This is a genomic window from Phyllobacterium sp. P5_D12 (genome assembly GCF_054049495.1).
The window spans coordinates 1-10692 of record NZ_JBFUMG010000116.1 but is presented as its reverse complement, the minus strand read 5'-3'; the positions used below and the strand labels follow the sequence as shown (position 1 = coordinate 10692).

Genomic DNA, 10692 nt, shown 5'->3' with positions numbered 1-10692 from the left:
GCGGTAGCCTCAGCTTTCTTTTCATCGAGCGCTTCGGGAAGTACGGCGGGGATATCTGGACGATCCATGGCAAAGAATCCTTTTTCGCCTGGACATTATCACATCAGCTTGAAGCCAAAAGGAAGTTGCTGCAGTTCATTCAGCCTATCCATAAAAAAATGACTCGTTTTCCGGCTTTGCTGCACCTACTCTTATGATTGTAGGGTTCAGTGAGGGATACGAGATGGTCTCCAAAGCGCCCCGATCGCAATATCCAAAACCGCCGCTTGACGGTTTGCGAAAGAGACTTAAGGAAAGCCGCGAAGCTCCCAGCCAGCAACGCGGTGCATTTGTTCGCGAGAGCTTTAAACTGCCGCGTCTTGCAGCGCGCGAAAAGGCACGTGAATGGTTCGAGCAGTATCCGAAAGCAGCTTATTGGACCGAAATTGAAAGCTGGTACGAGCGTCCTGGCGATATCATAGAATTCACGATGCGCCGCTTGCCGAACGCGGATTGAAAATAGGAAAAATCCTCGATTCAACAATAAAATTGATGTTCTTTTTCAAATATTTGATTGTTTCGGCCGAAAACGACTCCAATTTTGGAAAATTCTTCAGATTTTCTTCCATTTATGCGGAATTTCGAGTGATCGCAGCTGACAGCCATTTCCAAAGACAGTAGAACTCTGCCAGCACCGGAGAACGTTCCGGACGCATAAGAAAATCCAAGGAGGAAATAATGCGCTTATCGTTGATCTCTGGCGTGGCGTTGGCCGCTGTTATGGCGATGACGTCGTTTGCCAAAGCCGACATCGTCGTCGGAATTATCGCACCTGTGACCGGCCCCGTCGCGGCTTATGGTTTGCAGGTAAAGAATGGCGTCGAAAGCGCTGCCGAAGCCATCAACGCGGCGGGCGGCATCAAGGGCGAAAAGATTGTAACGAAGATCTTCGACGATGCAGGCGAACCCAAGCAGGGTGTATCGGTTGCCAACCAGGTCGTTGGTGAGGGCATCAAGTTCGTCGTGGGTCCGGTGACGTCCGGCGTCGCCATGCCTGTATCGGATGTTCTGGCCGAAAACGGTATCGTCATGGTGACGCCTACGGCCACCACGCCAGATCTCACGACACGCGGTCTCGAAACGGTGTTTCGCACCTGCGGCCGTGATGACCAGCAGGCTGATGTTGCGGGCAAGTACATGCTCGACAAGTTCAAGGACAAGCGCATCGCGATCGTCTATGACAAAACGCCCTATGGTACCGGTATTGCCAACGGTCTGAAGGCTGTACTCAACAAGGGCGGTGTTACCGAAGTCGTTTTCGAAGGTATCAATGCCGGCGAAAAGGACTACAGCGCGCTCATCACACGCATCAAGTCTGAAAAAGCCGACGTGATCTACTTCGGCGGTTATCATGCCGAGGGTGGTCTTATCGCCCGCCAATTGAATGATCAGGGAATCAAGGCCCAGATCATCGGTCCCGATGGCTTGTCGAACACAGAATATTGGGCAATTGGCGGCGACGCAGCAGCGGGCACACTGTTCACCAACAGTGCCGATCCGACCAAGAATCCTGCCGCGACAAAGGTTGTGGAAGCACTTCAGGCCAAAAACATTCCAGCTGAAGCATTCACGCTCAACGCTTACGCTGCGTTGCAAGTGATCGCCGGGGGGATTGAAAAGGCTGGCTCTGCTGAACCATCCGAGGTTGCAGCAAAGATCAAATCGGGTGACGCGTTCCCAACGGTGGCAGGCGATCTCAGCTATTCCAGCACCGGAGATCTGAACACGCCCGCTTTCGTCTTCTACAAATGGGAAGGCGGCAAGGCCACCCAGATCGACTGACAAGAGCGGTTGACAGCTAATCCGCCGGCCGAGTTGGCCGGCGGACTATAAGCGGAGCAATGAAAACTGTCGTTGCGCTTCAGCGGTTGCGATGGCTGCGGAGAGCGCCAGATTGAGCGAGCGGGCGCCAGACACCATTGGAATGATGAGTCTGGCGTCGGCCGCCTGATGAACCTCATCGGGAACACCGGCAGATTCGCGACCGAACATCAGAATATCACCGGGTGTAAACTTGAAACCAGTATAAGGCTCAGCCGCCTTGGTCGAGAAAAGYAGAACCCGGCGTTTTTCACGAAGCCGCCATTCCTGAAACTGCGTCCAATTGGCATGACGTGTCAGGGTGGCTTGTTCGAGGTAATCCATTCCGGCGCGTTTCAGCGCGCGATCGGAAATATCGAATCCGGCAGGCTCGATGATATCAACGCCAACGCCAAAACACGCTGCCATACGCAGAATAGTTCCAGCATTGMCAGGAATATCTGGCTGGTAGAGTGCAATGCGTAAGTCGGTATATGGTTCGGTCAACGAAATGCCTTCCATGAGTCGGCGCTGAATGACGATCAATGAGGTTTAACAATGTTTCGCTGGTTTGAAGAGAGGCTCGAACCATTTCCGACGGCTGAACCGGCTGAGCCGCCGAAATCGCTCGTCGCGTTTTGCCTGCATTATACCCAAGGCGCCTGGCCATGGATTGCCGCTATGGCTGTTTGCACAGCGCTAATCGCTGTGCTCGAAGTGTCCATGTTCGCCTTCATGGGCAATATCGTCGACTGGCTGTCCAATCATTCGCGTGAAACCTTCCTTTCCGACGCAGGGTGGAAACTGGCGCTGATTGCCGGTGTCGTGTTGATCATCATGCCAGGCATCGTACTCGTGGATTCGCTCATCATCCATCAGACTTTGCTTGGTAATTATCCCATGCGCATCCGCTGGATGGTGCATCGCTACCTCATTCGCCAATCGATGACTTTCTTCCAGGATGAGTTTGCCGGGCGGGTTTCCACCAAGCTTATGCAGACCTCGCTTGCCGTGCGCGAAACGGTAATGAAGCTGCTTGACGTGCTGAATTATGTCATCGTCTATTTCACCGGAACATTGATCATCGCGGCAGCAGCGGATTTGCGTCTCATGCTGCCTTTCCTTGTCTGGCTCGTTATTTATGTCGGACTGCTTCGCTATTTCATTCCGAAAATCCGCGTGATTTCCGAGCGACAGGCTGATGCACGCTCGACGATGACCGGACGGATCGTCGACAGCTACACGAATATCGCTACGGTAAAGCTGTTCTCGCATTCAAAACGCGAGGAGAGTTATGCGCGTGAAGGATTGGAAAACTTTTTAAACACTGTCCACGGGCAGATGCGGCTGGTAACCAGTTTTCACTTTTCGCTCTATGCAATGAATTGCCTGCTGCTTTTCTCGGTAGGCGCAATTGCCATCTGGCTTTGGCTCGGATCGGCGATCTCCGTCGGTGCTGTAGCGGTGGGCATTGGCCTTGTGCTCCGCCTTAACGGCATGTCGCAGTGGATCATGTGGGAAATGTCAGCGCTGTTCGAAAATATCGGTACCGTCGAAGACGGCATCACGTCCATTTCCTTGCCGCGACTTGTACCCGATGTCCCCAACGCGCCAGAGCTCGAAGTCACTGCAGGGGCGATCAGCTTCGATTCGATCGGCTTCCACTACGGAAAAGGCGCAGGCATTATAGATCGTCTATCTTTGGATATACGTCCCGGCGAAAAGATCGGCCTTGTTGGACGATCCGGAGCCGGCAAATCGACACTCGTCAATTTGCTCTTGCGATTTTACGACCTCGAAAGCGGCCGGATACTTATCGATGGTCAAGATATATCCAAAGTCTCGCAAGACTCCTTACGTGCACAAATCGGGATGGTGACGCAGGACACATCGCTTTTACATCGCTCGGTTCGGGACAACGTGCTTTACGGACGTCCCGATGCGTCGGAAGAGATGATGCTGCAGGCCGTGAGAAATGCTCAAGCCGACAGCTTCATCGACGACCTATCGGACCCCAAAGGCCGGCGCGGTTTCGACGCCCATGTCGGCGAGCGCGGGGTCAAGCTTTCTGGCGGGCAACGCCAGCGTATCGCCATTGCACGTGTGATGCTGAAAGATGCTCCTATCCTCATCATGGACGAAGCGACTTCGGCGCTCGATTCAGAAGTGGAAGCAGCGATACAGGACAACCTCTATCGGCTGATGCAGGGGAAGACGGTTATCGCCATCGCGCACCGGCTGTCGACCATTGCGGCGCTCGACCGGCTTATCGTCTTGGACAAGGGACAAATTGTCGAAAGCGGCAGTCATGAACAGCTGATTGCGGCCGACGGTATCTATGCCGGATTGTGGGCACGTCAGTCTGGCGGCTTCCTTGGTCTCGACGATCAGGAAGCTGCGGAATAATACGATCGAAGACAAAATCGGCCAAAGGCGATCTCATCATGGCCGCCAGCATTTACGCCGGGCTTGAACGAGGCAATCGGAGTTTTTGCAGGGTATGAACAGGATCAAGGTCTATCCCTGCGACATCCTGCCCTTGTGACGCTGTCTCACTGGACAAGCTCAAGCGACATGCTTAGAAACCACGCCATATGTTGGGGATTCCTCATGGCTCAGCTCTTGGGCCAGTCTTCTATTGTGCTGACAATGTGGACTCTCCCGCTGCGTTGTTATTCGGAAAGGAACAGGCCCCGTGAGCGCACACGATACGACCGAGCCGACACGGCGTGACTTCCTCTTTATTGCGACAGGTATGGCCGGTGTGGTCGGTGCAGGCGCCTTTGCTTGGCCCTTTATTGATCAGATGAGACCGGACGCATCGACGCTGGCAGTCTCGTCCATTGAAGTTGATGTTTCGGCTGTTCAGCCAGGCATGTCTCTGACGGTCAAATGGCGTGGCAAACCGGTTTTCATTCGCAACCGGACGCCGAAAGAAATCGAAGACGCCAAGAACGTTCAAATGGGTCAGCTCAAGGATCCGATTGCACGCAATGCCAATTTGCCGAGCGACGCCCAGGCGACCGACGCAGATCGTGCAGCGGCCAAGGACAAGGAAAACTGGCTGGTGATGATTGGCGTTTGCACTCACCTCGGCTGCATTCCGCTTGGTCAGCAAGGCGAATTCGGTGGCTGGTTCTGCCCTTGTCATGGTTCGCAATACGACACTGCCGGACGCATTCGTTCAGGTCCAGCGCCGGAAAATCTACCTATCCCACCACTTACTTTCACTTCCGACACCGTCATCAAGATCGGCTAAGGTTCCACGGGGAGATACGACATGAGCGGTGGACATTCATCCTATACGCCGAGCACTGGCATCGAAAAATGGATCGACGCGCGACTACCATTGCCGCGTTTGGTCTATGATTCTTTCGTCGCCTATCCGGTGCCACGCAATCTGAACTACGCCTATGCGTTTGGCGGCATACTGGCGATCATGCTGGTTTCGCAAATCCTGACCGGTGTTGTTCTGGCTATGCACTACGCTGCCGACACAGGCCTCGCCTTCAACTCCGTTGAAAAAATCATGCGCGACGTCAATTCCGGCTGGCTCCTGCGCTATCTGCACTCGAACGGCGCATCGATGTTCTTCCTCGCCGTCTACGTGCATATATTCCGCGGGCTTTACTATGGCTCCTACAAAGCGCCACGCGAGCTTCTGTGGATTCTCGGCGTAATCATTCTTCTCTTGATGATGGCGACCGCCTTCATGGGATACGTGTTGCCATGGGGACAGATGTCCTTCTGGGGTGCTACCGTTATTACGGGGTTCTTCACGGCATTCCCCATCATTGGCGACCCGATCCAGCAGCTGCTGCTCGGTGGTTTTGCCGTCGACAATCCCACACTCAATCGTTTCTACTCACTGCACTATCTATTGCCGTTCATGATTGCAGGCGTCGTTGTGCTGCACGTTTGGGCATTGCATGTTTCCGGACAAACGAATCCGACTGGTATCGAAGTCAAATCGAAGACAGATACAGTTGCCTTCACTCCCTATGCGACGGTCAAGGATGCATTCGGACTGGTGTTGTTCCTTATCCTCTTCGCCTATTTCGTCTTCTATCTGCCGAATTTTATGGGCCACCCGGACAATTACATTCAGGCCGACTCGTTGAAGACGCCGGCCCATATTGTTCCGGAATGGTACTTCCTGCCATTCTACGCGATGCTGCGGGCCATCACCTTCAACATTGGACCGATCAATTCCAAGCTCGGTGGCGTTTTGACAATGTTTGGCTCGATCGCCATCCTGTTCATTGTACCGTGGCTCGATACATCGAAGGTCCGTTCGGCTGTCTACCGTCCGTGGTACAAGCTCTTCTTTTGGCTCTTCATTGCCAACGCAATCATGCTTGGCTGGCTCGGATCGCGCCCGGCTGAAGGCTTGTACACGCTGTTCTCGCAGTTCGGAACGGCTTATTACTTCGGCTTCTTCATCGTCATCATGCCGTTGCTTGGTCTGATCGAGACGCCGCGCCGGTTACCGAATTCGATCACTGAAGCTGTGCTTGCGAAAACCAAGAGTGGCGGCCAGCTGGCTGGTGTCGCTGCCGCTCCGGAAACTAGGGCTTGAGAATCGTGAAGGGCTCAAACATGAAAAAAATCCTCCTCGGTCTCGCAGCTGCCGGCATTGGTACCATGCTCGCATTCGGTACCGCCAATGCCGCCGAAGAAGCCCACAATGCTGCTGAGCCAACGCACTTTCCGATCAAGGAGCCAGCCGAGGTAAACTGGTCCTTCGCCGGTCCGTTTGGTCACTATGACAAGCAGCAGCTGCAGCGCGGTCTGAAAATCTACAAGGAAGTGTGTTCAGCTTGCCATTCCATGCACTTGGTCGCATTCCGCTCGCTGGAAGAACTTGGCTATACGGAAGCACAGGTAAAGGCGTTCGCCGCAGAATACGAAGTGCAGGATGGCCCTAATGCTGAAGGTGAGATGTTCACCCGCAAGGCATTGCCGTCCGATTACTTCCCGTCGCCGTTTCCAAATGCGCAGGCAGCCGCCGCAGCCAATAATGGTGCTGCACCACCCGATTTCTCGCTGATTGCCAAGGCGCGTGCCGTGGAACGCGGCTTCCCTCGCTTCGTATTCGATATCGCCACTCAGTATCAGGAAGGTGGCCCGGATTATATCCATGCGCTGCTTACCGGGTTTGGCGAAACGCCGCCGGAGGGTATGCAAATCCCAGAAGGCACGCACTACAACCCATACTTCATTTCCGCAAAGTCGCTTGCAATGGCGCCGCCGCTGCAGGACGGCCAGGTGACTTACGATGACGGTTCGCCGCAGACTCTGTCTCAGTACTCGCAGGATATTTCCGCGTTCCTGATGTGGGCAGCAGAACCGCATCTTGAAGAGCGCAAGAAGACCGGTTTCCGCGTCATGGTCTTCCTCGTTCTCTTCGCCGGTCTGGTCTACGTGGCAAAACGCAGGATTTGGGCCGACGTCGAACATTGAGCGATGAAGATCACGGATTCTGAAAGGGCGCGCTGCGCCCTTTTCTTTTGAGTGCGGGGCGGTAGATTGTCTGCACGCTGCGGACAGCAGGAGGAATACAYGATGGATTCAACATTGAAGCAGACGCTGGTCGAGGCCATCCGCAACATTCCTGACTATCCGRAGCCAGGGGTGATGTTCCGCGATATCACCACATTGCTTGGCAATGCGCGTGCCTTCCGGCGGGCTGTGGATGAACTTGTCCATCCCTATGCAGGTGGCAAGGTCGACCAGGTGGCTGGCATCGAGGCGCGAGGCTTCATTATCGGCGGCGCCATGGCACACCAGCTTTCTTCCGGCTTCGTGCCGATTCGTAAGAAGGGTAAGCTGCCGCATGACACAGTACGTATCGCTTATAGCCTCGAATATGGGGTCGATGAGATGGAGATGCATCGCGACGCGATGGTTCCGGGTGATAAGGTCATACTCGTTGATGATCTGATTGCCACCGGCGGTACTGCTGAAGCCGCTGTGAAGCTATTGCAGCAAATGGGCGCTGATATTGTCGGCGCCTGTTTCATCATCGATTTGCCGGATCTCGGCGGGCGCAGGAAGCTCGAAGCTCTTGGCGTCAACGTCAGGACATTGATCGCCTTCGAAGGGCACTGAAGCTATTCAGGCAGGGCTATGAGCGCAGCGCTGTCGAATTCGAGCACTTTATCGCCCGCCTGGTTATAGGCGGCGGACGACATCTGCATCATCGACCAGCCGGGACGCGATTTCAGAGCGCGAGTACTGTTGATTGTTCGTGTGAAGCGGATCGTGTCTCCGGCATAGACCGGCTTCAGCCATTTAAGGTTCTCAAAACCAGGCGACGGGCCAAATTGTGGGGGCTGTTCGCCGCGCGCGATTGCCGATTTAACCTCGCTCATGATGTCCTTGACGTTCAACCGCATCCAAACGGCGGTAGTATGCCAACCAGAAGCGCAGAGCCCACCAAAGTTGCTTTTCTTGGCAGCTTCCGGATCAACGTGGAAACGCTGGGGATCATATTTGGTCGCGAATGAAATGATTTCATCCGCCTCGAACGTATAAGTCCCTAGGTCGCGTTCGACGCCTGCCAACTGTTCTATCCTGTTCATTTGGCCGGCTCCCTTAGAGAGAACATTGCGGTATGTTCCAGCTCGCAAACAACCAGACCATCCTGGTTGAAGACCGAATGGTGTAGCTTGACGAAGCCTAAAGAGGGCTTCGAATTCGATACTCGCCGGTCGAGAATGGTAGTCTTTCCAGTCAGTGTGTCGCCAGCTAGAACCGGCTGCGTCCACTTCACATAGTCAATTCCTGGAGCGCCTTGCGATGTGGAATCGAGAAGATATGCGTCGCACAGCATACGCATGAACATCGAGACGGTATGCCAGCCAGATGCAGCCAAGCCCCCAAGGATGCTAGCCTTGCCTGCTGCCTCGTCGAGGTGAAAAGGCTGCGGGTCGAACTGGCTGGCGAATTCGATAATTTCCTCTGCCGTTACGATTTTTGATCCAAGTGGCCATTCGCTGCCAATCGTGAAATCCTCATAGGCGTATCGGGGAGAGTATTCGCTCATGTTCTACCTGAAGTTTATGTATTGAACCTGAACAGCATGATATCGCCGTCTTGCACGATATATTCCTTGCCCTCATCGCGTGCCTTGCCSGCTTCCTTTGCCGGGACCTCGCCCCCAAGGGATACAAAATCACTATAGGCGATCGTCTGGGCGCGAATGAAGCCCCGCTCGAAATCCGTATGGATGACACCGGCCGCCTGCGGTGCTTTCGAGCCGCGGTGAACCGTCCATGCACGGGCTTCCTTCGGCCCGACGGTGAAATAGGTGATGAGGTGAAGGAGTTTGTATCCGGCCTGTATGAGACGGTCGAGGCCTGGCTCATCAAGGTTCATGGCGTCCAGATATTCCTTCGCTTCCTCCTCCGGCAATTGCGCTACTTCCGCTTCTATGGCGGCAGAAATAGTAACCGTCTCAGCGCCTTGGCCCGTCGCCATCTCCTCGACGGCTTCGGTATACTCATTGCCAGTGGCTGCATCTTCTTCGCTAACATTGCAGACATAGAGTACCGGCTTTGATGTCAGGAGATTCAGTCCTTGTAGAATAACCAAATCTTCTGAGGCAATACCGTTCAACATAAAACGAACCGGCTGGCCTTCCTGCAAGAGCGCCAGCGCCTGCTCCATTACCGGCAGAACGGTCAGTGCCTCCTTGTCCTTGCTGCTCGCTCGCTTGCGGAACTGAACGATACGACGCTCAAGGCTTTCGAGGTCCGAAAGCATCAGCTCTGTCTCAACCGTCTCGGCATCGGACACAGGATCGATCCGTCCCTCAACGTGGGTGATGTCGTCGTCCTCGAAACACCGCAGCACATGGACGATTGCGTCGACCTCGCGAATATTTGCCAAGAACTGGTTACCAAGACCTTCGCCCTTCGACGCACCACGCACGAGGCCAGCAATGTCAACGAAGCTGATGCGAGTCGGCACGATATTTGCCGATTTACCGATTTTGGCGATTGCCTGCAGGCGCGGATCGGGTACTGCAACTTCGCCCGTGTTGGGCTCGATTGTGCAGAACGGATAGTTCGCAGCCTGGGCAGCTGCTGTCTTGGTCAGCGCGTTGAAAAGCGTCGACTTGCCGACATTAGGCAGACCAACAATGCCGCATTTGAAACCCATAATTCGCTATCCTTATTCTTTTTTGCCGAAGAGCTTGTTCAGCATATCCGCCATGGGGCCAGATTTTGGAATGTTCACAGCAGGCTTTTGCTGGCGAGCTTGCCGGATATGACTTTGGCCGACGGATTTTGCAACCGGCTTTTCCCCAGTTTCCCGCTCAATCTTGCTCCCTCCGCCGAGAGCCAGAGAAACGCGGTTCATAAAACCGGCGTCGTCCTTTTTGGCGAGTAGCCCTGCATTCGTTGCAATCGCGTCGAGCAATGGTTCGACCCATTCACTGTCCGCTTTGGCAAAGTTGCCGAGTACATGATTGCTGACCATTTCTTTAATGCCGGGATGACCAATACCAAGGCGCACGCGGCGATAATCCTTGCCACAATGTGCGTCAATGGACTTGATACCATTGTGACCACCTGAGCCGCCACCGGTCTTCACACGTACCTTGCCGGCGGTCAGATCAAGCTCGTCATAGATGACGACGAGATCGCTTAAAGCCAGTTTGTAGAAACGCATCGCTTCGCCGACGGCTTGGCCGGACAAGTTCATGAATGTCTGGGGTTTGATCAGGATAGTCTTTTCGCCTTCGATGATGCCATCGGCGATCAATGCCTGAAACTTCTTGGTCCAAGGAGAAAAACTATGGCGGCGGTGTATTTCATCCGCCGCCATAAAACCAATGTTATGCCG

General features: G+C 54.3%; 13 protein-coding genes. 8 read left to right on the top strand and 5 right to left on the bottom strand.

What is annotated here, in order from left to right; genetic code table 11:
• From ACXJ5O_RS10340 to ACXJ5O_RS10330, 3 genes are all read left to right on the top strand, one after another.
• On the top strand, nucleotides 1-197 hold a 197-nt coding region (locus ACXJ5O_RS10340; RefSeq protein WP_457299815.1), incomplete at its 5' end, for a hypothetical protein.
• 26 nt (nucleotides 198-223) lie between these two features.
• The gene (locus ACXJ5O_RS10335) at nucleotides 224-496 is read left to right on the top strand and encodes a hypothetical protein (RefSeq protein ID WP_112530662.1); all 273 of its coding nucleotides are present in this window, start codon (nucleotides 224-226) and stop codon (nucleotides 494-496) included.
• 221 nt (nucleotides 497-717) lie between these two features.
• Nucleotides 718-1821 carry an ABC transporter substrate-binding protein gene (locus tag ACXJ5O_RS10330; RefSeq protein ID WP_457299814.1) on the top strand — a complete coding sequence of 368 codons (1104 nt, stop codon included), beginning with the start codon at nucleotides 718-720 and terminating at the stop codon, nucleotides 1819-1821.
• A 45-nt stretch (nucleotides 1822-1866) separates the two neighbouring features.
• Here ACXJ5O_RS10330 and ACXJ5O_RS10325 read toward each other — a convergent pair whose 3' ends face one another.
• Nucleotides 1867-2361 (bottom strand): tRNA (cytidine(34)-2'-O)-methyltransferase, encoded by a 495-nt coding sequence (locus ACXJ5O_RS10325; protein ID WP_457299813.1) that lies wholly within the window; start codon nucleotides 2359-2361, stop codon nucleotides 1867-1869.
• Between the two features lie 36 nt (nucleotides 2362-2397).
• Between ACXJ5O_RS10325 and ACXJ5O_RS10320 the strand changes: the two genes are divergently transcribed.
• The 5 genes from ACXJ5O_RS10320 (at nucleotide 2398) to ACXJ5O_RS10300 (ending at nucleotide 7950) form a co-directional block, all read left to right on the top strand.
• Nucleotides 2398-4245 (top strand): ABC transporter ATP-binding protein, encoded by a 1848-nt coding sequence (locus ACXJ5O_RS10320; RefSeq protein WP_457299812.1) that lies wholly within the window; start codon nucleotides 2398-2400, stop codon nucleotides 4243-4245.
• A gap of 289 nt (nucleotides 4246-4534) precedes the next feature.
• The gene (gene petA, locus ACXJ5O_RS10315) at nucleotides 4535-5098 is read left to right on the top strand and encodes a ubiquinol-cytochrome c reductase iron-sulfur subunit (protein ID WP_457299811.1); all 564 of its coding nucleotides are present in this window, start codon (nucleotides 4535-4537) and stop codon (nucleotides 5096-5098) included.
• Nucleotides 5099-5119: 21 nt separating this feature from the next.
• Complete coding sequence (locus ACXJ5O_RS10310; protein ID WP_271894991.1) at nucleotides 5120-6418, top strand: cytochrome b; 1299 nt, start codon at nucleotides 5120-5122, stop codon at nucleotides 6416-6418.
• 20 nt (nucleotides 6419-6438) lie between these two features.
• Nucleotides 6439-7302, top strand: coding sequence for a cytochrome c1 (locus ACXJ5O_RS10305; RefSeq protein WP_457299810.1), 864 nt, complete (start codon nucleotides 6439-6441; stop codon nucleotides 7300-7302).
• A gap of 102 nt (nucleotides 7303-7404) precedes the next feature.
• Nucleotides 7405-7950 carry an adenine phosphoribosyltransferase gene (locus tag ACXJ5O_RS10300; RefSeq protein WP_457299809.1) on the top strand — a complete coding sequence of 182 codons (546 nt, stop codon included), beginning with the start codon at nucleotides 7405-7407 and terminating at the stop codon, nucleotides 7948-7950.
• A gap of 2 nt (nucleotides 7951-7952) precedes the next feature.
• On the opposite strand, the gene ACXJ5O_RS10295 is transcribed toward ACXJ5O_RS10300, so the two are convergent.
• From ACXJ5O_RS10295 to pth, 4 genes are all read right to left on the bottom strand, one after another.
• On the bottom strand, nucleotides 7953-8423 hold the full coding sequence (locus ACXJ5O_RS10295; RefSeq protein WP_457299808.1) for a MaoC family dehydratase: 471 nt from the start codon (nucleotides 8421-8423) through the stop codon (nucleotides 7953-7955).
• Nucleotides 8420-8887, bottom strand: coding sequence for a MaoC family dehydratase (locus tag ACXJ5O_RS10290; RefSeq protein ID WP_114430382.1), 468 nt, complete (start codon nucleotides 8885-8887; stop codon nucleotides 8420-8422). The genes ACXJ5O_RS10295 and ACXJ5O_RS10290 overlap by 4 nt, the downstream gene beginning before the upstream one ends.
• Nucleotides 8888-8901: 14 nt before the next feature.
• Entirely contained in the window at nucleotides 8902-10005 is a 1104-nt protein-coding gene (gene ychF, locus ACXJ5O_RS10285; protein ID WP_457299807.1) for a redox-regulated ATPase YchF, read from the bottom strand.
• A 12-nt stretch (nucleotides 10006-10017) separates the two neighbouring features.
• A partial coding sequence (gene pth, locus ACXJ5O_RS10280) for an aminoacyl-tRNA hydrolase (RefSeq protein ID WP_457299806.1) occupies nucleotides 10018-10692 on the bottom strand: 675 nt, incomplete at its 5' end.

Excerpts from the sequence above, each read along its gene's own strand:
- ACXJ5O_RS10335 (WP_112530662.1), top strand. The coding sequence starts at position 224 with ATGGTCTCCAAAGCGCCCCGATCGCAATATCCAAAACCGCCGCTTGAC.
- ACXJ5O_RS10295 (WP_457299808.1), bottom strand. The coding sequence starts at position 8,423 with ATGAACAGGATAGAACAGTTGGCAGGCGTCGAACGCGACCTAGGGACT.
- ACXJ5O_RS10305 (WP_457299810.1), top strand. The coding sequence starts at position 6,439 with ATGAAAAAAATCCTCCTCGGTCTCGCAGCTGCCGGCATTGGTACCATG.
- ACXJ5O_RS10290 (WP_114430382.1), bottom strand. The coding sequence starts at position 8,887 with ATGAGCGAATACTCTCCCCGATACGCCTATGAGGATTTCACGATTGGC.
- ACXJ5O_RS10320 (WP_457299812.1), top strand. The coding sequence starts at position 2,398 with ATGTTTCGCTGGTTTGAAGAGAGGCTCGAACCATTTCCGACGGCTGAA.
- ACXJ5O_RS10310 (WP_271894991.1), top strand. The coding sequence starts at position 5,120 with ATGAGCGGTGGACATTCATCCTATACGCCGAGCACTGGCATCGAAAAA.
- ACXJ5O_RS10330 (WP_457299814.1), top strand. The coding sequence starts at position 718 with ATGCGCTTATCGTTGATCTCTGGCGTGGCGTTGGCCGCTGTTATGGCG.